15 protein-coding genes are annotated in these 22,279 nt (G+C 47.0%); 11 read left to right on the top strand and 4 right to left on the bottom strand.

Going from position 1 to position 22,279, the window contains the following annotated elements; genetic code table 11:
* Positions 1–87 precede the first annotated feature (87 nt).
* Entirely contained in the window at positions 88–978 is an 891-nt protein-coding gene (locus GPL15_RS10075; RefSeq protein WP_215698547.1) for a S8 family peptidase, read from the top strand.
* 199 nt (positions 979–1,177) lie between these two features.
* Here the strand turns inward: GPL15_RS10075 and spoIIR are convergent, their stop codons facing one another.
* Positions 1,178–1,798 (bottom strand): stage II sporulation protein R, encoded by a 621-nt coding sequence (spoIIR, locus tag GPL15_RS10070; RefSeq protein ID WP_215698546.1) that lies wholly within the window; start codon positions 1,796–1,798, stop codon positions 1,178–1,180.
* 180 nt (positions 1,799–1,978) lie between these two features.
* Here spoIIR and GPL15_RS10065 point away from each other — a divergent pair, with 180 nt between their 5' ends.
* From GPL15_RS10065 to GPL15_RS10050, 4 genes are all read left to right on the top strand, one after another.
* Positions 1,979–3,040 carry a D-alanine--D-alanine ligase family protein gene (locus tag GPL15_RS10065; protein ID WP_215698545.1) on the top strand — a complete coding sequence of 354 codons (1,062 nt, stop codon included), beginning with the start codon at positions 1,979–1,981 and terminating at the stop codon, positions 3,038–3,040.
* Positions 3,041–3,062: 22 nt separating this feature from the next.
* A complete protein-coding gene (murI, locus tag GPL15_RS10060) occupies positions 3,063–3,878 on the top strand; it encodes a glutamate racemase (RefSeq protein WP_215698544.1) in 816 nt (271 codons plus the stop codon).
* Between the two features lies 1 nt (position 3,879).
* Positions 3,880–4,323: a DUF1934 domain-containing protein gene (locus tag GPL15_RS10055; protein WP_215698543.1), complete on the top strand. Its 444-nt coding sequence runs from the start codon at positions 3,880–3,882 to the stop codon at positions 4,321–4,323.
* 208 nt (positions 4,324–4,531) lie between these two features.
* Positions 4,532–6,226, top strand: a complete 1,695-nt coding sequence (locus tag GPL15_RS10050) for a heparinase II/III family protein (RefSeq protein WP_215698542.1) — start codon at positions 4,532–4,534, stop codon at positions 6,224–6,226.
* Positions 6,227–6,289: 63 nt separating this feature from the next.
* Here GPL15_RS10050 and GPL15_RS10045 read toward each other — a convergent pair whose 3' ends face one another.
* Both GPL15_RS10045 and GPL15_RS10040 read right to left on the bottom strand, forming a co-directional pair.
* Complete coding sequence (locus GPL15_RS10045; protein ID WP_215698541.1) at positions 6,290–7,930, bottom strand: response regulator; 1,641 nt, start codon at positions 7,928–7,930, stop codon at positions 6,290–6,292.
* Positions 7,923–9,707 (bottom strand): sensor histidine kinase, encoded by a 1,785-nt coding sequence (locus GPL15_RS10040; RefSeq protein WP_215698540.1) that lies wholly within the window; start codon positions 9,705–9,707, stop codon positions 7,923–7,925. Before GPL15_RS10040 ends, GPL15_RS10045 begins: the two co-directional genes overlap by 8 nt.
* Before the next feature lie 237 nt (positions 9,708–9,944).
* Here GPL15_RS10040 and GPL15_RS10035 point away from each other — a divergent pair, with 237 nt between their 5' ends.
* The 4 genes from GPL15_RS10035 to GPL15_RS10020 all read left to right on the top strand — a co-directional run bounded on the left by GPL15_RS10035 (position 9,945) and on the right by GPL15_RS10020 (position 13,769).
* Positions 9,945–11,303 (top strand): extracellular solute-binding protein, encoded by a 1,359-nt coding sequence (locus GPL15_RS10035; protein WP_215698539.1) that lies wholly within the window; start codon positions 9,945–9,947, stop codon positions 11,301–11,303.
* A gap of 63 nt (positions 11,304–11,366) precedes the next feature.
* Positions 11,367–12,218: a sugar ABC transporter permease gene (locus GPL15_RS10030; protein ID WP_215698559.1), complete on the top strand. Its 852-nt coding sequence runs from the start codon at positions 11,367–11,369 to the stop codon at positions 12,216–12,218.
* Positions 12,205–13,026, top strand: a complete 822-nt coding sequence (locus GPL15_RS10025; protein ID WP_215698538.1) for a carbohydrate ABC transporter permease — start codon at positions 12,205–12,207, stop codon at positions 13,024–13,026. The genes GPL15_RS10030 and GPL15_RS10025 overlap by 14 nt, the downstream gene beginning before the upstream one ends.
* A gap of 134 nt (positions 13,027–13,160) precedes the next feature.
* Positions 13,161–13,769, top strand: coding sequence for a flavin reductase (locus GPL15_RS10020; protein ID WP_215698537.1), 609 nt, complete (start codon positions 13,161–13,163; stop codon positions 13,767–13,769).
* A gap of 121 nt (positions 13,770–13,890) precedes the next feature.
* Here the strand turns inward: GPL15_RS10020 and GPL15_RS10015 are convergent, their stop codons facing one another.
* Positions 13,891–14,355 carry a hypothetical protein gene (locus tag GPL15_RS10015; RefSeq protein WP_215698536.1) on the bottom strand — a complete coding sequence of 155 codons (465 nt, stop codon included), beginning with the start codon at positions 14,353–14,355 and terminating at the stop codon, positions 13,891–13,893.
* 225 nt (positions 14,356–14,580) lie between these two features.
* On the opposite strand from GPL15_RS10015, the gene GPL15_RS10010 reads away from it, so the two are divergent.
* Together GPL15_RS10010 and rpoC are read left to right on the top strand one after the other, a co-directional pair.
* Positions 14,581–18,441: a DNA-directed RNA polymerase subunit beta gene (locus tag GPL15_RS10010; RefSeq protein ID WP_215698535.1), complete on the top strand. Its 3,861-nt coding sequence runs from the start codon at positions 14,581–14,583 to the stop codon at positions 18,439–18,441.
* Between the two features lie 18 nt (positions 18,442–18,459).
* Positions 18,460–22,110 carry a DNA-directed RNA polymerase subunit beta' gene (rpoC, locus tag GPL15_RS10005; protein WP_215698534.1) on the top strand — a complete coding sequence of 1,217 codons (3,651 nt, stop codon included), beginning with the start codon at positions 18,460–18,462 and terminating at the stop codon, positions 22,108–22,110.
* Positions 22,111–22,279 lie beyond the last annotated feature (169 nt).

Genomic DNA, 22,279 nt, shown 5'->3' with positions numbered 1-22,279 from the left:
CGTTTTTGAAGGCTGTAAATCCGTGGAACGGGTTCCCAGCTAAAAAAGATTACATATCTTAATAAAAAAGGGAAAAAAGGTTAAAATGTGAATCAAGTAAAAACATGGATTCATTGCGGCGAAGCCTACCACGCCGGTTATACCGGAAAAGGGGTGGGCGTTGCCGTTTTGGACACAGGTATATTTCCGCATGTCGATTTTGATGACAGAATCATTGCGTTTGCAGATATGGTACAGAAGAAACGAAAAGCCTATGATGACAATGGACACGGAACCCATATATCCGCAATTATCGGAGGAAGCGGGACAGCTTCCGACGGAAGATACCAGGGGATTGCGCCGGAATGCAATTTAATATCGATCAAAGTGCTGGATGAAAAGGGCAATGGATTTGCCTCCGATGTGATGGCCGGGCTGAACTGGATCCGCTATCATAAAGAGGAACTTGGAATCCGCATCATCAACATTTCCGTAGGCTCCTATAACCGGAAAGGGATGAATGAGAATTCCGCATTGGTCAAAGCCGTCAACGCGGCATGGGACGACGGCCTGGTGGTAGTGGTAGCGGCCGGGAACCAGGGCCCCAAGCCCATGACCATCACCACTCCCGGAATCAGCCGGAAAGTGATCACAGTCGGCTGTTCCGATGATGACAAGGAAGTGAATGTGATGGGCAACCGCATGGTGGACTATTCCGGCCGCGGCCCCACCAGCGCCTGCATCTGCAAGCCGGATATCGTAGCCCCCGGCTCGGGAATCGTAAGCTGTTCCAACGTGGCAGGACGCTATGCGGTGAAAAGCGGAACCAGCATGTCCACCCCGCTGGTATCCGGAGCCATCGCCCTTCTTTTGGAAAAATACCCCTATATGAATAACAGGGATGTGAAACTGATGCTTAGAGAACGGGCGGTGGATATGGGCCTGCCGAGGAACCGGCAGGGCTGGGGGCTGTTGGATGTGGGGGCGCTGCTGAGGTAGGAGAGGGTTTTTTATGTAAAGCGTGAAGGGATTTTCGAAAATGCCTTAGGGGTTTAAAGTAAAGCGTGAAGGCTTTTTTAAAAATGCCTTGAGGCTTAATGTAAAAATTGATCCAAAACAAGCCGGAAAGCGGAGAGCCATCGGTTATAGCCCCTCCCCGCTTTCCAGCGTATCTTTCAGAAATTCACTCTTCTGGCTGCTACAATTCAATTCCCAGCCATTCCAGCACCTTAAACCGCACCTCCACATCCCCTCTCACCAGCTCCGAATAATCCTCCGGCGCCAGCAGGTTTTTCAAAGTATTTTTGGAAGTATCGGGAACCTCAGCGTATACGGCGTCCGTAAAGCAGAGAGGCGGGTACAGCACGCACCACCAGTTATGGCCTGTTCCGCTTCCAATGGCTACGGTCACAGCCTCGTACTCTCCGTTGGGAAATGTCATGTCCCCATATGTTTTTTCGGGAAAATATTGGTTTGAAATCTCTATGGAAGTTTTATATTCAAAGCCCTGAGCTTCAATAAATGTATCAGAAAGCCGCTCTAAATCCGTTTTTTTTCGTAAAATGTAATCTTTTATCTCTTCTTTACTGGCAGAACTCCCTAAATCGTCATAAATAGTATTAAGCAGATAATCCCGGACCTGTAATTTCAATTCCTGGTCCTTTTTGCTGTCACTGTTTGCTCTCACATGAAAGCGTATGATTTCCGGTGCAATTCTGGAGGCCAGGTGCTCTCCGTGCTGTCTGTAGCCGTTCATGGCCAGTAAAAATACCATCAGGCCCAGGCTGACTGCGGCAATCAGCATCTTTTTGTATTTCATGATTTTAATCCTCCTTTTTTTCTGATCCTATTGGTAATTATTGACGCCTGTGTTATAATGTAAACCTGAAAAGCAAAATAATTTCCGCGGCGCCGGAGGGCGGTTGTCTGCACAGAGCAGCAGGCGGCGGAGACCAAGGTAATTGTGTCCGTAAAAAGGGCAGAAAGGTGTATAGATAAGATGGAAAAGCGTATGATAGCGGTAATTTTTGGCGGACAGTCATCAGAGCACAGTGTGTCCTGTATGTCGGCGGCCAATATCATTGAACAGATAGATGAAACAGCGTATGAAAAGCTGCTGATTGGAATTACAGAAGACGGAAACTGGTTAAAGGCCGGGAGCCTGGAAGATATCCGTACCGGTGAATGGAGAAACAGCAGGATCGGCGCGGTCATTTCCCCGGACGCCACGGAACAGTGCGTGATCCTTACCGAAGGGGAAGAGGTGGAGAAGATCCATGTGGATGTGGTATTTCCTGTCCTTCACGGATTATACGGCGAAGACGGAACTATCCAGGGGCTGTTGGAACTGGCTCAGATTCCCTATGTGGGCTGCGGCGTACTGGCGTCAGCGGTATCTATGGATAAGTTGTATACCAAGATCATTGTGGACGATCTTGGCGTGAAGCAGGCGGATTATGTGCCTGTGATGAAGCATCAGTTGAACGATATGGATGCGGTATTGAATAAAGTGGAGGCAAAGTTCTGCTATCCGGTATTTGTAAAACCGTCCAACGCAGGCTCTTCCAAAGGAGTGAGCAAAGCGTCGGACAGAGAGGAACTGGCAGCGGGACTTTTAGAAGCGGCAAAACATGACCGTAAGATATTGGTAGAGGAGATGATCCAAGGACATGAAGTGGAATGCGCCGTGTTCGGAGGAGGCGCCGCCCCTGTAAAGGCATCCGGCGTCGGTGAGATCCTGGCGGCTGCGGAGTTCTATGATTTTGACGCCAAATACAACAATGCGGAATCCAGAACGGTGACAGACCCAAAACTTCCCGGCGGCGCGGCAGAACGGATTCCCGAGATCGCGAAGAAGATCTTTCAGGCGGTGGACGGATACGGCCTGTCACGGGTTGATTTCTTCGTTAAAGAAGACGGGGAAGTGGTTTTCAACGAGATCAATACCATGCCGGGATTTACGGCTATCAGCATGTATCCCATGCTGTGGGAGGCCAGAGGCATTTCCAAAAAACAGCTGATTAAAGAGCTGATAGACCATGCCTTTGAGAGAAAACAGTAAAATGCCAGGGAGAGTGTGTGATATGGACAGAAATGCACCGGTCGGGGTATTTGACTCCGGCGTTGGCGGGCTTACCGTGGTGAGAGAGATCGTCCGGCAGATGCCCAATGAACGGATTGTTTATTTTGGAGACACCGCCCGCCTTCCTTATGGAAGCAAGTCAAAGGATACGGTTATCAGGTATTCACGCCAGATAATCCGGTTTTTAAACACCCAGGGAGTGAAGGCCATTGTAATCGCCTGCAATACAGCCAGTTCTTATGCCCTGGAGGAAGTGAGCCGGGATTTGGATATACCCATCATTGGCGTGATCAATGCCGGGGCCAAAACTGCGGTAAATGCAACGAAGAATGGAAAGATAGGGGTGATCGGGACAGAAGGAACGGTCAGCAGCGGCATTTATGAACAGACGATGAAGCAGATGAAAGACGATATAGAAGTGACGGAAAAATCCTGTCCCCTGCTGGTGCCGTTGGTGGAAGAGGGGCTTTTGCACGACTCCGTTACCGATGAGATCGCGTCCCGCTATCTGAGCGAATTAAAAGGGAAGTATATCGATACCTTGGTTTTAGGCTGTACTCATTATCCGCTTCTAAGATCCACCATCGGCAGGCTGATGGGGGAAAGCGTGACCTTGGTGAACCCGGCCTATGAAACTGCCCTGGAACTGAAGCAGCTTCTGGCGGACGAGGGATTAATTCGTACCCAGGCGGCCGGTTCAGATGACCAATACCGTTTTTTTGTCAGTGACCTTGCGGATAAATTTACCAGATTCGCCACGGCAATCCTGCCGGACCAGGTGAAAGAGACAAAGAAGATTAATATAGAGGAGTATTGATATGACGAAAGATGTGTTAATCAGCATCAGCGGAATACAGATCGCTGACGGGGATAACAGCGATGTGGAAATGATCACAACCGGCGATTATTTCCTGAAGAATGGAAAACATTACATTGTATATGATGAAGTGATGGAGGGATTTGACGGCACGGTGAAGAACACCATAAAGATCCATCCCGGCTGCCTGGACATCATGAAAAAAGGCATTGCCAATGTCCATATGGTTTTTGAAGAAGATAAGAAAAACATAGCCTGTTATGCCACCCCGTACGGGGATATGATGGTTGGAATCAACACCAATCACATTTCCATTGATGAAAGTGAAGATAAATTAAAGGTCCGCGTGGACTACTCCCTTGATATCAATTATGAACATGTGTCGGAATGCAATATTGTGGTGGATGTGCAGTCAAGAGACAAAGCGGAAATCTGTTTGTCTTAAAAAAGGAAGCGCCTGGAAACAGGGCTTCTTTTTTTGTCAGCGGAGTAATTTGGCAGGCAGTTCTGCAAAAGCAGAACTTGGCCTGAATAAGTACATGCATCTAAGCGGAATTGTATAGATTTTCCGGGGAATCGTCCATGTCAGACCAGCCGTAACCGCTTTATAATGGTCTTATACAGACAATAAAAAGCGGAAAGGAGTTTATCCAATGTATAATAATTTCTCATCATCCATCCCTAAAAATCCCCGCAATGAAACAATAATGAAGTCGGTCATTAAGGCGGCGCAACTCTATGGGAACCAGGAAATAAAAGAACTGCCGTTCAGCAAATATAAAATTTATTTTGAAACTGGCAGCAGGGTGGAATATGAAGCCTGCTATATTGAACACAGGCGGAGATTGAATGTATACACGGCCATGGCTTTGTATTCCCATGAAACCTGCTGGATCCATGGTCTGGAAGACATTCTGTGGGCGATCTGCGGCGAATTCACCTGGGCATTTCCGGCCCATATCAAAGATGAGAAAAACCTGCCGGAAAGCAGTACCACCATCGATTTATTTGCATCTGAAACCGGCATGGCGCTCAGCGAAACCTGTTATTTATTGTCTGACCGGCTTTCCCCAATGGTGAAAGAACGTGTCAAAAATGAAGTCTGGCGGCGTCTGATTATTCCCTATACAAACCGGGATATATCATTTTATAAGGACAACTGGTCGGCCGTATGCGCCGGATGCATAGGCATGGCTGTGATGTACTGGGGAAGCCGTGATGAATTCACACGAATAGAAGATAAATTGATGAGGTCCATGGAAGATTTCATCGGCAGCTATCAGGATGATGGGTGCTGTCTTGAAGGAGCCCTGTACTGGGGGTATGGGTTTGGCTACTTCTGCTATTTTGCCGAAATGCTCAGGGAGTACACATCAGGCAGGACGGATCTGTTTAAATGGAATAAGGTAAAACAGACCGCGCTGTTCCGTCAAAAGGTATATTTGGAGAAAAATGTGGTGATCCCCTTTGCGGATGCGCCCCACAATTACAGTTTCCACATAGGGCTTGCGCATTTTCTGGCAAAAGAATACGAAGAAGTGCAGGTTCCGGACGAAGCTTACGGAGCCGCATTTGACGATGACATCAGACACAGGTATGCTGATTTTATCCGGGATCTTTATTGGTATGACCCACGGCTTAAAAAAACGGAAAATGTCGAAAATACCTGCATATTCCCCCAAGCCCAGTGGTATATAAAAAAGACGGAAGACTATGCCTTTGCGGCTAAGGGAGGGAGAAACAACGAGCCCCATAATCACAATGACATAGGCAGCTTTATCATATACTGCGGAGGGAAATTCATCCTGGATGATCTGGGGTGGCCGGAATATGACGGGTCCTATTTTGGTGAACAGCGTTATGAAAATTTGTGCGCTTCTTCGGCCGGGCACAGTGTCCCCATTCTGGCCGGGGCTTTCCAGGAGAGAGGAAGAGCGCACCGATCGGAACTGCTGGAAGCCGGAAGCCGTTCCCTGCGCCTTGATATGGCCGGAGCTTATGGGAACGGGATCTGTGAAACGCTGATCAGGTCTTTTGTTCTGGAGGAGAAAACAATCCGGTTAAACGACCGGATAATCGGTGTGGACGGAGAGATCAGAGAGCGGTTTATTACCCGGATTCCTCCGGTGAAAACTGGACAGGGTGTGAGGATAGACGATTGGGTGATCTCCTGCATAGAACAAGACGCGGATGTAATTATTACGCAAAGAAAGTTTAAACCCAGGCTGAGCATTTGTAAAATGGATATGAAGCCGGTTGAAACGGCGTATTTGATCGATTTTGTGATGAAACCGGATGGAGGGGATAGAGAAATTGGGTTTTTAATTGCCAAAGGCCAGGTCATTTAAGGTTAAAGACCAGGCCGTTTACTGTGAGCGGCCTGGCCCTCGGTTAAAATACTGCTCCTCCCATTATACCTTTGGAGGCTTTATTTGATTATCCGGTTCCTGATTTTGCAGATACTGCCGCGGCGAACACCCTTCAATTTTTTTAAATACTCTGCTGAAATAAAAGGAATTTTCAAAACCCAGCTGTGCGGCTATTTCATAGATTTTCATATCCGTATGAAACATCAGATATTTGGCTTTTGAAACCTTTGCCTGCGTCACATATTCATTGAACCCCATGGAGGTGGTCTTTTTAAACAGATGGCCAAGATAGTTGGGGCTGATGGAGAAAATAGCGGCCACATCATTTAAAAGCAGTTTTTCATTTATATGATTTTCCACATACTGCATGATGTTTTGGATCAGCGTATTTTTCAGTTCCTTATACCGGCTTTGGTAGAAATCGATCACGGATTGGCTGAAAAGATCCAGCCAGTCCATCACCTGTTCCGTATTCTTTTGATTGTATAGAGACCGGTAGGAATCCCGGTATTGCGAAAATCTCTCGGCAAGATATTTTTCGCTTTCAGGGATCATGGTAAGGCACAAATGAAGGATGTTTGAGGTGACGTCCATGGCCTGGGCAAATCCGCCCGGACGGGAGCGGAAAAGCGTGCTGATGGAACCGGTAATATGCTGGAAGGCCCACATATCATACTCTTCAAAGGCTTTACGGATATCTTCTTTTAAGATTGTGATGTTAAATGTATTCTTAAATGGCGGCAGCTCCTGCTGCATCTGATTCTGGTAAAACAGGACAGGTTTAGCTTCTGTACACACTGGGAGAAGCTGGCGGGCTTCCTGATGGGAATCGGAAATCAGATGGATATCATCTTTATATCCGCCCACCGCACAGAAAATGGTGACATTAAAATAATTATGAATCATTTCAAACGCATCACTGAGCATTTCTGAAAATGCCTGCTGGCTATAATATTGGGAATTTTCATAAAATTCGAATAATATACAAAAATGCTTCATATCCAGGGAAACCATATGAAAGGAACTATATTTGCCAAGCAGGTTGGAGAGCATGGAAAATGTGTTCTGAAACAAGGTCATATATTGCTCATTTCCCAGGGAAAGCGGGCTGCAGCCGGAGATCAGGCAGTAGGCGGCGGCATACTTATCGGCATGGAAAGAGAGATTCAGCTCCCTGGCCTGAAGGGTGAACTGCTCCCCGCTGTCGAACAGGTTATGAAGCAGTTTTAATATGAATTTATCCTTATAGTTCTGTAAAAATATGGAATCATCAGTATGGGCGGAGGGCGCCTGTTTTTTTTCGGCCTGAATTTTCTTCAATGCCCGTTCCACCGCCTGGCATAATTCGCTGGGTTTCAGGCCCAGTTTGATGATATAATCCACTGCCTGGAATTCCAACGCCTTTTTGATATAAGGAAAGTCTTCATAGCAGGTTAAGATAATGAACTCAGGGGTGGGCTCCGGAAGGGATTTGCTGGCCTCCATGAGCTCCAACCCGTTCATAATCGGCATTTTGATATCGGTTATCACAATATCGGGGTGAAGGGAACGGATCATTTCCAGGGCCTGTCTGCCATTGGACGCGGTTCCGCATACAGATATCTGAAAATCAGACCATGTGATCATGGATTGAAGGCCGATCTGAACCAATGGTTCATCATCAACAATCAGGGCTTTATACAAGTTCTTCACGCTCCTTTCTTTGGCAGGGAAGGGTTATTGTGACTGTGGTGCTGCTTCCGGGGCAGCTTTCGATGGTGACGCCGTAGCCGGAGCCATAGGCGTACTGAATCCGCTTTTGGATGTTATTGATTCCTATTTTGCGGAACAAGTCGGAAGAATCCGGTTCATTGTTAAGGGCATCCGCGATTTGGGATTCGGTCATGCCGATGCCGTTGTCCGTGACCGAGATCACAATATCATTGCCATCGTTTAGATGACGGACCCATATTCTGATCATGCCGGGAGAGCCTTTTGGTTCAATTCCGTGGAAAATGGCATTTTCCACTACGATCTGGAGCAGGAATTTTAAAACCATGCAGTCGTAAAGATCTTCCTGTTCCACTGCGGTCTCCAATGAAAGGCCTCCGCCGTAGCGGTACTTTTGGATTAAGAAATAATGCTGAAGCAGATCCAGTTCTTCCCGTAACGTATGGAGGTTCGCCTTCTTTTTGGAAATGGACTTGAGCAGAAGGGACAGGGAAGACGCCATTTCAACAATTCCATTAGAACCCTGTGCGGCTGCCATCCATATGATGGAATTTAACGTATTGTATAAGAAGTGCGGGTTTACCTGATTCTGTAAGATTTCATATTCCATCTCATATTTTTTCTCCTGATCTTCCATTCTGGACTGGATCAAATGAGAGATGTCTTCTCCCATGGAATTGACGCCCTTTCCTATTTCCCCCAGTTCATTTTCCCATTCGATGTTCGGATCGGGCGAAAAATCGCCTGATGACACAGACCGCAGTTTCTTCTGCAGCCTGCGCAGGGGAATGTTGATGGTACGGTGAATGTAAAAAGTAAATGCCAGTCCCAGAGAGATTACTATGCTGATTATTAACAGCAGAGAAGACATGTAGATTAACGTCTGTTTGTACAGTGCGGTATGGGAAATAGTCTGGCTAATGTACCAGCCGCTGCCAGGAGGTTCATAGGAAACGAGTTTGTGAAACCGCCCCGCCTCATTTTGACCTGGTGTAAACGCAGATGGGACCAAACTGCCGGCGTCCGTTAACGACTGGTCTTCCCAGATATAGGTTTTCTCCCCTAATGTGATATAAAGACTGCTGTCGGAAGGGAGGTTATAACTTTTCAGCCGGTTTGTGAAGATTCCCGGCGTTATTGCCAGATAGCACCAGCCGGATACCTCTTTGCCGTAAACCGAATAGATCGGGCGCACAATGGGAAGCACCAGGTTGTTGGGAGAAAACGGGGTGATGGGATCTTGAATAAAACCTGTCCAAACATGGGTTTCGGCATCATACAGAGTGTCAAAAAACGGCTGTTCTTTTATGAGTTCGGCACATGGTAAATTTTGGTAGATGACAGACGGAGAGATCTGAATATAATTGTTAGTTAGATCGGAAACGATGATGCGGTTGAGATAGAGGGAACTGCTGTTGCTCAAATATTCTTCCTGAAGCCTTTTCCAGGCGTGGTTGGCCAGGGAGACGGTGTTATCCTGCTGCCGGTTGGACGCCTTTAAGTAGGAAGTTATGGTGCTGTTGGAGGTGCAGAAATCAGTTAAAGCCACAGCGTTGTTTATGTCATACTGAATGGTCTCCGCCAGAAGCTTGAGGCTGTATTCCGTGGACTGCTTCAAACTGTCATAGAGTATGGTCTGATAAGAAAAATAACAGTAGGTGGAAGTCAATAAAGCCACTGCCAAGGTGAAAAATGTGGTGATCAGGAGCAGCCTTTTTTTAATGCTTTTAAACCTCTTTTTATTATTCATGGTATTAACCCCTTAAAGATCAGTTTCGTTATTATTTTAATCATACTAAAGGGTCCCTGGCCTGTCAATGCGGCTGCAGCGGTCCCGTTGAATTGTATATAATTATAGTTAAAAAATGCAAATCCATATAAAACTAAGGTGCATATGGAAAATAATGAGTGGAAAATGATATGTAAACCTGTGTAAATAACAGATACAATATAATTATCAGAAAATAAGAGGATGGAGGTCTCTATTATGAAAAAACAAATGAGAAGATTGTCATTGATCATCGCATCGGCCGTCTTGCTTCAGTCCCTGGCCGGATGCAGAGCGCCGGAGAGACCGGCAGAAACCAGCAGCGCGCCGGAAAGCCAGGCGCCCGCGGAGAGCGGGGCCGGCCGGGAAGAGGCCAAAACGAAAGAAGGGAAGGACGGAAAGAAGGAGCTGAAATGGGCGGTATGGTCCGCCGATACCCAGCCATACTGGAGACCCATAGCGGAAGAATACATGAAACAGCATCCTGATGTTTCCATAGAATTGGTGGATTTAGGAGCCACTGATTATTCCACCGCACTGGCCACACAACTGGCAGGAAACAACGCGCCTTTTGACGTAGTGGCCATAAAGGACAGCGGAAGCTATATCAGTTTAATTTCAAAGGGGATTTTAAAGGAACTGGACAAAGAAAAAATCGGGGAAGAAGTCTACGGAGAGACTTTGAAGAACCTGATGTGGCAGGATCAGTACTACACCCTTCCGCTGAGAAGCGATTTTTATGTCATGTTTTATAATAAAACAATTTTCGACAAAGCCGGGGTATCTTATCCGACAAATGACATGACCTTTGAAGAGTATGACCAAATGGTTAAGAATCTGACTGATACCACATTTGGTGCGGAAACCTATGGATCTCATTATCATACCTGGAATTTCTGCGTACAGGGCATGGCGGCCGTAGGCGAGGGGAAAAATGTCCTGGAAGGGGATTACTCTTATATGAAACCTTATTATGAAATGGTGCTGAACCAGCAGGATGAGAAAGTGTGCATGGACTATTCGACCTTAAAGACCAGCGGTTTACATTATATGGGAGCTTTCGGCCAGGGAAATGTGGGAACCATGCTTATGGGGACCTGGGCGATCGGAACCCTGATAACCAGAATCAACGAAGGCCAGTATCCCGATTTAGGAGAATGGGCAGTTGCGGCCTATCCTCATAAGGAAGGAAAGGAACCTGGGGATACCCTTGGCAATTTCGTGGGCGTGTCGGTTGTGAAGGCGTCAAAAAATGCTGAGACAGCGGAAGACTTTGTCCGCTTTGCCGGAGGGCCGGAAGGCGCCAAGCTGGTTGCAGCCAAAGGATATATGCCGGGCGCCATGTCGGATGACGCCATGGATGTGATATTCTCCGTAGAGGGCTTTCCGATTGACGAACAGAGCAAAGAGGCCATTTTAGGCGTAAAACGGATATATCATGAGACGCCCATTGGCGAGAACTGCCCGGAAATCGACCAGGTGCTGAATACGGGCCATGACTATATCATGACCGGGGCTATGACGGTCGATGAGGGAATCTCATATATGAATGATGAAGTGGCCAAGTTAACAAAATAAACTGATACCCGTGATGAAAAGGGGGATAATGTGAAAAAGTTAAGCAAAAAAACAAGGAGAAATATGGTGGCATACTCGTTCATAGCCCCTAATTTCATCGGTTTTTCTATCTTTACTTTAGGGCCCGTGATCTTTGCTTTTGTGCTGGCCTTTCATTCCTGGGACGGCAACAACCCCATAGAATTTGTGGGTCTGGCCAATTTTATAAAAATGAGTTCTGACACCAGGTTTTGGGCGGCGCTTAAAAATACAATCGTATATACAATCTGTGTGGTTCCCTTCACCATGGCGGCTGCGTTAGGGCTGGCGCTGCTTTTAAACTCCAGGATAAAAGGCCGGGAAATATTCCGCACAATCGCATTTTTCCCTTATGTGGCATCTTTAGTGGCCTGTGCGGCGGTTTGGAATATAATCTTCAGCCCCGGAGCCGGTTTGGTTAACATCATTCTGAATTCCCTGGGGGTTCAGAATCTGCCTAAATGGGCGGCCGACCGGCAGTGGGCCATGTTTACAATTGTGGCTTTCAGCATCTGGAAAGATATGGGATATTATATGGTCATTTATCTGGCGGGATTACAGGGGATATCCGGCGATCTGTACGAAGCGGCAAGTCTGGACGGGGCCAATGGCAGGCAGAAGTTTTTTTACATAACATGGCCACTGTTAAAACCCACCACTTTTTTCATTATTATAATGCTGACAATCAACGGATTCAAAATATATGACAGAGTCCTGCTTATTACAGAAGGAGGGCCGGGTACGGAGACGCTGGTGCTTGTTTACCATATCTATGATACGGCTTTTGGCAGCAGCCAGTTCGGATATGCCAGCGCCATTGCGGTTGTTTTGTTTGTATTGGTGCTGTTTGTCACCCTGGTCCAGTTTAAAGGAGAGAAAAACTATGCGGGCAGTTAAAAAAAGCGTATTCCTGTATACAGGGCTGATCCTCTTTTCCATGGTATTTTTAATACCGTTTTTATGGATGGTTTCGTCATCACTAAAACCGGACAAAGACGTGCTAACCGTTCCGATCCAATGGATACCGGAAATTCCCCAGTGGCGGAATTACATAGACATATGGAACCGGATTCCTCTATTGCAGTATACGTTCAATACAGGAAAGATTACCGTCTGCACCACTCTGATCCAGCTTTTTACCAGCAGTTTTGCGGCATATGCATTTGCAAAATTGGAGTTTAAGAACAGAGACCGGATTTTTCTGGCTTATATTGGGACCATAGCGGTTCCGTGGCAGGTTTATATGGTGCCCCAGTTCATTATGATGAGAAGCATACATTTAAACGACACTCACCTGGCAATCATCCTCCTTCATGCGTTTACTGCGTTTGGAGTGTTTCTGATGAGACAGTTTTATATGAGCATTCCCGACGAGCTGTGCGAGGCGGCACGCATTGACGGCATGAGCGAATACAGGATCTATGCTAAAATCATGCTGCCCCTGTCGAAGCCGGCCTTATCCACCCTGGCAATTTTTACATTTGTCAACACATGGAATGATTTTCTGGGACCGTACATTTATCTGACCACAAAAGTGAAAAAGACCATTCAGATCGGTCTCAGGGTTTTTATGGACGACTACACCCAGGAGTACGGCATGATTATGGCGGCGTCCGTGCTTTCCCTGATACCGGTATTAATCATATTTCTGTCGCTTCAGAGATATTTTGTGGAAGGGATTGCTTCTGCCGGTGTGAAAGGATAAAAAAATAAAACCTCTGCTGGATGTTTCCCGGGTATTGGAATATAATAATGGGTATAACTATATTATGGATGCCATTTCGGGAGCACGCAGTGCTGAGTAATATGCGGCATCTGAGTTTAAGGAAAGGAGTCTGCATGGATAACAGAGCGATGTTCAAATTGGGGTACGGCCTCTATGTATTGACTGCCAGAGACGGCGAAAAGGATAACGGCTGCATTATCAACACGGCGATTCAGGTCACTACAACACCAAACAGGATTTCCGTAACCGTGAACAAACAGAACTATACACATGATATGATTCAAAAAAACGGAGAGTTCAATCTTTCTGTCTTAACCACTGAGACGCCGTTTGACGTATTCCGTCATTTCGGGTTCCAGAGCGGGAAGAACGTGGATAAATTCGAGGGATATGAGGGGGCGGAGAGAGCGGAGAACGGGATTTGCTATCTGACCGGTCCGGCCAACGCCTATTTATCGGGAAAAGTGATTCAGGAACTGGATCTTGGAACCCACACCATGTTTATCGCTGATGTGACGGCGGCTGAGGTGCTTAACGATACTCCTTCGGTAACGTATACCTACTACCAGGAGAACATTAAACCCAAGCCGGAAGCGAAAGAAGAGAAAAAGAAAGGGTTCCGCTGCCTGATATGTGGTTACATATATGAAGGCGATGAACTTCCGGCAGATTTCATCTGTCCGATATGTAAACACGGAGCAAGCGATTTTGAAAAAATATAATAATGGCGGCGGTTCAGAACTGTCTGAACTGTTCCATAAAATCATCGGAACATGATGTAAAAATGGGTGATGCAGCTTTATACCGGAGCGTTCCGGCCAGGCTGCATCACCCATATAAATTCTATTTATTCTTTTTATCTTTCTTATCTTTTTTAAACTTGTCCCAAAATCTCTTTTTCTTAGGCGGTGCCGGAATCGCTCCCCCGCGCACGCTCTTGATCTCTGTTATGTAGATGCCGCTGACAACTACTTTAACTTCAGTTTTAACCGGAAGTACGGCAAATACCTTTTCGTCAGCCATCATAGTCATAACTCTGGGGCCGACTTTTGCTTTTACTACGGGAACCTTTGCCCAGCGCATATACTTTGGAGTCTGCTCATATACGATCTTAGGAAGTCCGGCTTCTTTTAGTTTCATGCGTTTCTTGTCGATGACAAGCATGGAAACCGTCTGTGCTGCCGCTTCCAAAGCTGACTGCTGTTCGACCTGACGCTTTTCCAACTTGCGGCCAAGAAAATAAAGTACGACTAATGCGATGGCTATAATGAGCAAAATTACGACTAAAACGTTTAAAAATCCTCCCATGGGGAATACCTCCAATAGTTCTTTTAATAAGCACGTCTTTTTACTTATTAAAAATAAGTGCGCTTATCTGGAATAGTATATCATTGTTTATGGGAAAAAGCAAGCAAAAAATCCTTGACTCCTTGACAACGCTATGATAAGATGGAATGTGCACTATTGTGGCCTCATGTGCTCTACGGGAGCAGTGTGCCCAAAATTAGAATAGAAAACAGGGGTGAAACGTCAATGGAGAAAAGCAGAATGCGTCCCGTTAAAGCCGGGAAGAGCTTAAGAATGAGCTACTCAAGACAGAAAGAAGTCCTTGAGATGCCAAACCTGATTGAGATTCAAAAAGATTCCTATCAGTGGTTCCTTGATGAGGGATTGAAGGAAGTCTTTGAAGATATCTCTCCAATCGCCGACTTTGCAGGTCATTTAAGCTTGGAGTTTGTTGACTTTACATTATGTAAAGATGATATCAAATATACAATCGAAGAGTGCAAGGAGCGCGACGCAACCTATGCCGCACCTTTAAAAGTAAGGGTAAGACTTTGCAATAAAGATAAAGACGAGATCAATGAACATGAAATCTTCATGGGTGATCTTCCGCTTATGACGGATACAGGTTCTTTCGTAATTAACGGCGCAGAACGTGTTATTGTTAGCCAGTTGGTACGTTCCCCAGGAATATATTACGGCGTAGGGCATGATAAAATTGGTAAGGAATTATATACCTGTACGGTAATTCCAAACCGTGGAGCATGGCTGGAATATGAAACCGACTCCAATGACATTTTTTATGTCCGTGTCGACAGAACCAGAAAGGTTCCCGTTACTGTGCTGATCCGTGCGCTTGGTTACGGAACCAATGCTGAGATTATCGACTTATTTGGCGAAGAGCCAAAATTGCTGGCCAGTTTTGGTAAGGATACTTCCGACAATTACCAGGATGGTCTGCTGGAATTATACAAAAAGATTCGTCCGGGCGAGCCTTTATCCGTTGATAGTGCAGAGAGTTTATTAAATAGTATGTTCTTTGACCCGAGAAGATACGATTTAGCAAAAGTAGGAAGATATAAATTCAACAAAAAACTTCATTATAAGAACAGAATCACAGGCCAGACCCTGGCTGAGAATGTGGTTGACCTGTCCACAGGCGAGATTCTGGCAGAAGCTGGGACAACGGTTGACAAGGTTTTGGCCACACAGATCCAGAATGCCGCGGTTCCGTTTGTTATGATCCAGGGGATTACCCGCAACCAGAAGGTTATTTCCAACATGATGGTTGATCTGGCCGCATACGTTGACTTTGATCCGGCTGAGGTCGGTGTTTCAGAGTTAGTATTTTATCCTGTGCTCCAGAATATTCTGTCAGAAGCTGGAAGTGATGAAGAACTGAAAGAAGCGGTCAGAAAGAACATCCATGAATTGATTCCTAAGCACATCACAAAAGAAGATATAATCGCTTCTATCAACTATAATATGCATCTGGAAGAAGAAGTGGGCAATGCCGATGATATCGACCATTTGGGCAACCGCCGCATCCGCGCCGTGGGCGAACTTCTTCAGAACCAGTACAGAATCGGACTTTCACGTATGGAACGTGTTGTCCGTGAGAGAATGACAACCCAGGATATGGACGGCATCACGCCCCAGTCCTTAATCAACATCAAACCTGTAACCGCGGCGGTAAAAGAATTCTTCGGAAGTTCCCAGCTGTCACAGTTCATGGATCAGAACAACCCGCTGGCTGAACTGACCCATAAGAGACGTCTGTCCGCATTGGGACCAGGCGGTCTGTCCAGAGACCGTGCCGGATTCGAGGTACGAGACGTACACTATACCCATTATGGCCGTATGTGCCCCATCGAGACCCCTGAAGGTCCTAACATCGGTCTGATCAACTCCCTGGCTACCTATGCCCGGGTGAATGAATACGGATTTATCGAAGCGCCTTACCGCGTGGTGGATAAAACCGATCCGATGAATCCGATCGTAACCGATGAGGTTGTTTACCTGACCGCTGATGAAGAAGATAACTTCGTAGTGGCCCAGGCGAATGAGCCTTTGGATGAAGACGGACATTTCATTCATAACAACGTTTCCGGACGTTTCCGTGAAGAGACTTCCGAATTCCAGAAAAAGAACATCGATTTGATGGACGTATCTCCTAAGATGGTATTCTCAGTCGCTACTTCCATGATTCCTTTCCTGGAGAACGACGATGCCAACCGTGCGCTGATGGGATCCAACATGCAGCGTCAGGCAGTTCCGCTTCTGACTACGGAAGCCCCTGTGGTAGGAACCGGTATGGAATCCAAAGCCGCAGTTGACTCCGGTGTCTGTGTGCTTGCCAGAAACGCAGGTGTGATTGAGCGCTCCGCGTCCAATGAAATCATCATTAAAAGAGATTCCGATGGAAACAAAGATGTTTACCATCTTACGAAATTCAAGAGAAGCAACCAGAGCAACTGCTACAACCAGAAACCAATCGTCTATAAAGGCGACCACGTGGAAGCCGGCGAAGTGATTGCGGACGGACCTTCCACACAGAACGGAGAAATCGCCCTGGGCAAGAACCCGCTGATCGGATTCATGACCTGGGAAGGTTATAACTACGAGGATGCGGTTCTTCTCAGCGAAAGACTGGTTCAGGAAGATGTCTATACCTCCGTTCATATTGAAGAATATGAAGCGGAAGCCCGCGACACCAAATTAGGGCCGGAAGAGATCACCCGTGATGTTCCCGGCGTTGGTGAGGACGCGTTAAAAGACCTGGATGAAAGAGGCATTATCCGGATCGGTGCTGAAGTACGCGCCGGGGATATCCTGGTCGGCAAGGTAACCCCTAAGGGAGAGACGGAACTGACTGCGGAAGAAAGGCTTCTCCGCGCCATTTTCGGTGAAAAAGCCAGAGAAGTGCGTGATACTTCCCTGAAAGTGCCTCATGGCGCTTACGGTATTATCGTGGACGCGAAAGTGTTTACGAGGGAGAACGGAGACGAATTATCACCGGGTGTAAACCAGACGGTGCGCATTTATATTGCCCAGAAGAGAAAAATCTCTGTTGGTGATAAGATGGCCGGACGTCATGGAAACAAGGGTGTTGTTTCCCGTGTGCTTCCTGTAGAAGATATGCCGTTCTTACCCAACGGCCGTCCTCTTGATATCGTATTGAACCCTCTGGGCGTGCCTTCCCGTATGAACATCGGCCAGGTGCTGGAGATCCATTTGAGCCTTGCCGCAAGAGCTCTTGGATTCAACATCGCAACGCCGGTATTCGACGGTGCAAACGAGATTGATATTATGGATACCCTGGATGTGGCTAATGATTATGTTAACCTGCCATGGGATGAATTCCAGGATAAATACAAAGATCTGCTGAAACCTGAAGTGGTTGAATACCTGGGGGATCATCTGGATCACAGAGAATTATGGAAGGGCGTTCCGTTAAGCCGTGACGGTAAAGTAAGACTTCGTGACGGACGTACCGGAGAGTACTTTGACAGTGCGGTAACTATTGGACACATGCACTACCTGAAGCTGCATCACCTGGTAGATGATAAGATCCATGCCCGTTCCACAGGCCCTTACTCACTGGTTACACAGCAGCCGTTGGGCGGTAAAGCCCAGTTCGGCGGACAGCGTTTCGGTGAGATGGAGGTTTGGGCTCTGGAGGCATACGGCGCTGCTTATACCTTACAGGAAATCCTTACTGTTAAGTCGGATGACGTTGTAGGCCGTGTTAAAACTTACGAAGCTATTATTAAGGGTGAGAATATCCCTGAACCTGGTATTCCGGAATCATTTAAGGTGCTTTTAAAAGAGCTTCAGTCACTTGGACTGGATGTGAGAGTGCTCAGAGATGACAATACGGAAGTTGAGATGTCTGAGAGCGTGGATTACGGCGATACCGACCTGCGTTCCATCATCGAAGGCGACCGGCCGTTCAACCGTGAGGAGACAGAATCATTCGGCGAATTCGGCTACCAGCAGAAAGAAATCCAGGGTGAAGAAATGGTAGACGTTGAAGACGATTTTGAGGAAGAAGAGGAACTGTTTGACCTGGAAGAATCCATTGATGAAGATTCCTCTGATGAAGAATAATAGAAGGGAGTAACGCTCATGCCTGAGACAAACGAAACCACCTATCAGCCAATGACATTTGATGCCATCAAAATCGGTTTGGCTTCTCCTGAGAAGATTCTGGAGTGGTCCCATGGTGAAGTGAAAAAGCCTGAGACGATTAACTACAGAACACTGAAACCGGAGAAAGACGGTTTGTTCTGCGAAAGAATCTTTGGACCGAGCAAAGACTGGGAATGTCATTGTGGTAAATATAAAAAGATCAGATATAAAGGTGTTATCTGTGACCGATGCGGTGTTGAAGTTACCAAGGCCAGCGTTCGTAGAGAACGCGTAGGCCACATCGCTTTGGCAGCTCCTGTATCCCATATCTGGTATTTTAAGGGAATCCCCAGCAGAATGGGACTTATTCTGGACATTTCTCCAAGAACCCTGGAGAAAGTCCTGTACTTCGCGTCTTATGTGGTTCTGGATCCTGGTACGACCAGCCTTCAGTATAAGCAGGTATTGTCTGAAAAGGAATACCGGGAAGAGACGGAGAAGTATGGCTACGGCACATTCCGTGTGGGAATGGGCGCGGAAGCGATTCAGGAACTTCTGCAGGCCATTGACCTGGAAAAAGATTCTATGGAATTGAGAAAAGGCCTGAAGGACGCAACCGGACAGAAGAGGGCCAGAATTATCAAAAGGCTTGAAGTTGTGGAAGCGTTCCGTAATTCCGGCAATAAACCGGAGTGGATGATCATGAATGTGATTCCGGTCATTCCTCCGGATATCCGTCCTATGGTACAGTTGGACGGCGGCCGTTTCGCCACTTCCGATTTGAATGATTTATACAGAAGAATTATCAACAGGAACAACCGTCTGGCAAGGCTGCTGGAATTAGGCGCTCCTGATATCATTGTCCGCAACGAGAAGCGTATGCTTCAGGAAGCGGTAGACGCTTTGATCGATAACGGCAGACGTGGAAGACCTGTAACCGGACCTGGAAACAGGGCGCTGAAATCCCTTTCCGATATGCTGAAAGGTAAACAGGGCCGTTTCCGTCAGAACCTGCTTGGAAAACGTGTTGACTATTCAGGACGTTCGGTTATCGTCGTAGGGCCGGAACTGAAGATTTACCAGTGCGGACTTCCGAAAGAGATGGCCATCGAGCTGTTCAAACCTTTCGTTATGAAGGAGCTGGTATCCAACGGAACCGCTCATAACATTAAAAATGCCAAAAAGATGGTTGAAAGGCTTCAGCCGGAAGTTTGGGACGTACTTGAGGACGTAATCAAAGAGCACCCGGTTATGTTAAACCGTGCTCCTACCCTTCACAGACTGGGTATCCAGGCATTTGAGCCGATCCTGGTTGAAGGTAAGGCGATTAAACTGCATCCTCTTGTATGTACCGCGTTCAACGCCGACTTTGACGGTGACCAGATGGCTGTCCATCTGCCTCTTTCCGTGGAAGCGCAGGCGGAATGCCGTTTCCTTCTGCTGTCACCCAACAACCTGCTGAAACCTTCCGACGGCGGCCCTGTTGCCGTTCCTTCTCAGGATATGGTGCTTGGTATCTATTACCTGACCCAGGAAAGACCTGGTGCCAAAGGCGAAGGCATGATCTTTAAGAATGTAAATGAAGCCATTCTGGCATATGAGAACGGAGCTGCAACCCTGCATTCCAGAATCAAGGCCAGAGTTACCAAGAAGATGGCTGACGGAACTGTTAAGATGGGAATTGTGGAATCCACCATCGGCCGCTTCATTTTCAATGAGATCGTTCCTCAGGATCTGGGCTTTGTGGACAGAAGCATTGAAGGCAATGAATTAAAACTGGAAGTTGACTTCCATGTGGGCAAAAAGCAGTTAAAACAGATTTTGGAGAAAGTTATCAACGTTCACGGCGCAAGCCAGACCGCTGAGACTTTGGATGATATTAAGGCAATCGGTTACAAGTACTCCACAAGAGCGGCCATGACGGTTTCCATTTCCGATATGACTGTGCCTGAGAGCAAACCGCAGCTGATCGCGGACGCCCAGGCTACTGTGGACAGAATCGCCAAGAACTTCCGCCGTGGTCTTATCACAGAGGAAGAGCGTTATAAAGAAGTTATTGAAACATGGAAGGCTACCGATGACCAGCTGACCCATGACCTGTTGACCGGCCTGGATAAGTACAACAACATTTACATGATGGCCGATTCAGGAGCCCGTGGTTCTGATAAGCAGATCAAACAGCTTGCCGGTATGCGTGGTTTGATGGCCGATACAACCGGTCACACCATCGAACTTCCTATTAAGTCCAACTTCCGTGAAGGTCTGGACGTATTGGAGTACTTTATCTCCGCTCATGGAGCCCGTAAAGGACTTTCCGATACCGCCCTTCGTACCGCCGACTCAGGATATTTGACCCGCCGTCTGGTAGACGTTTCCCAGGATCTTATCATCCGTGAAGTGGACTGCTGTGAAGGCAAAGACATTCCGTACATGGAGATCAAAGGATTCATGGACGGACAGGAGACCATTGAGAGCCTCCAGGAACGTATTACAGGACGTTATATCGCTGAAACCATCACGGACCCGGATACCGGCGAAGTGGTTGTGAAAGCTAACCATATGTGTACGCCAAAACGTGCGGCCGCAGTCATGAAGGTGCTTGAGAAACTTGGCAGGGATTCTGTCAAGATCCGTACCGTACTGACCTGTAAATCCCACATCGGCGTATGCGCGAAATGCTACGGCGCCAACATGGCAACCGGCCAGGCCGTACAGGTAGGTGAGGCGGTAGGTATTATCGCGGCTCAGTCTATCGGTGAGCCCGGTACACAGCTTACCATGCGTACCTTCCATACCGGCGGTGTTGCCGGCGGCGATATCACACAGGGTCTTCCCCGTGTCGAGGAGCTTTTCGAGGCCCGTAAACCTAAGGGTCTTGCCATCATTGCCGAATTCGGCGGTGTGGTCAGCATCAAGGATACGAAGAAGAAGCGTGAAATCGTGGTAACAGATCCTGAGACAGGAAATACCAAGACTTATCTGATTCCTTACGGTTCCAGAATTAAAGTTATGGATGAGCAGGTATTGGAAGCCGGCGACGAACTGACAGAAGGTAGTGTGAACCCCCATGATATCCTGAAAATTAAGGGCGTCCGGGCTGTTCAGGACTACATGATCCAGGAAGTTCAGCGTGTTTACCGTCTGCAGGGCGTTGAGATCAATGATAAGCACGTTGAGATGATTGTCCGTCAGATGTTAAAGAAGATCAAGATTGAAGAGAGCGGTGACAGCGACGTGCTGCCAGGCGTTTCTATGGATGTTCTTGATTATAATGATATGAATGAAAAACTGATAGCCGAAGGCAAAAAGCCGGCGGAAGGAAAACAGGTTATGCTGGGTATCACCAAGGCATCTCTGGCAACGGATTCCTTCTTATCGGCAGCATCCTTCCAGGAGACCACCAAGGTATTGACGGAAGCCGCTATTAACGGTAAAGTGGATAACCTGATCGGCCTCAAGGAGAATGTTATCATCGGTAAACTGATTCCGGCCGGTACGGGTATGAAGAGATACCGCAATGTGAAGCTGGATACAGATGTGACTATGGATGATGAGATTCTGCTCTCTGATGACGACATTCTGTTGTCGGAAGATGGGGATGATTTTGATGAGGTTCTGGACTTCGGGGACGAAGATCAGGAGATTTAATAATTAGAATAAAAGAGGCTGCGGTGCGGAAGAATTTTCGCACCGCAGCCTTTTTGTGCAGAATGACGGGAACAGCGAACACAAAACTATATACATACTGCATAAAAATATATAAATAATATTAGTGTATACATACAAATAATATAAAATATGTTGACAAGTTACCGGA

This window comes from Clostridium sp. MCC353, from assembly GCF_018785315.1.
Lineage (GTDB): Bacteria > Bacillota > Clostridia > Lachnospirales > Lachnospiraceae > CHH4-2.
This window is presented reverse-complemented; position numbering and strand designations above follow the sequence as displayed.

Bases quoted from the DNA above. Each gene is read 5' to 3' on its own strand.
- spoIIR (WP_215698546.1), bottom strand. From the start codon at position 1,798: ATGAAATACAAAAAGATGCTGATTGCCGCAGTCAGCCTGGGCCTGATG.
- GPL15_RS10065 (WP_215698545.1), top strand. From the start codon at position 1,979: ATGGAAAAGCGTATGATAGCGGTAATTTTTGGCGGACAGTCATCAGAG.
- murI (WP_215698544.1), top strand. From the start codon at position 3,063: ATGGACAGAAATGCACCGGTCGGGGTATTTGACTCCGGCGTTGGCGGG.
- GPL15_RS10055 (WP_215698543.1), top strand. From the start codon at position 3,880: ATGACGAAAGATGTGTTAATCAGCATCAGCGGAATACAGATCGCTGAC.
- GPL15_RS10050 (WP_215698542.1), top strand. From the start codon at position 4,532: ATGTATAATAATTTCTCATCATCCATCCCTAAAAATCCCCGCAATGAA.
- GPL15_RS10040 (WP_215698540.1), bottom strand. From the start codon at position 9,707: ATGAATAATAAAAAGAGGTTTAAAAGCATTAAAAAAAGGCTGCTCCTG.
- GPL15_RS10035 (WP_215698539.1), top strand. From the start codon at position 9,945: ATGAAAAAACAAATGAGAAGATTGTCATTGATCATCGCATCGGCCGTC.
- GPL15_RS10030 (WP_215698559.1), top strand. From the start codon at position 11,367: ATGGTGGCATACTCGTTCATAGCCCCTAATTTCATCGGTTTTTCTATC.
- GPL15_RS10025 (WP_215698538.1), top strand. From the start codon at position 12,205: ATGCGGGCAGTTAAAAAAAGCGTATTCCTGTATACAGGGCTGATCCTC.
- GPL15_RS10020 (WP_215698537.1), top strand. From the start codon at position 13,161: ATGGATAACAGAGCGATGTTCAAATTGGGGTACGGCCTCTATGTATTG.
- GPL15_RS10015 (WP_215698536.1), bottom strand. From the start codon at position 14,355: ATGGGAGGATTTTTAAACGTTTTAGTCGTAATTTTGCTCATTATAGCC.
- GPL15_RS10010 (WP_215698535.1), top strand. From the start codon at position 14,581: ATGGAGAAAAGCAGAATGCGTCCCGTTAAAGCCGGGAAGAGCTTAAGA.
- rpoC (WP_215698534.1), top strand. From the start codon at position 18,460: ATGCCTGAGACAAACGAAACCACCTATCAGCCAATGACATTTGATGCC.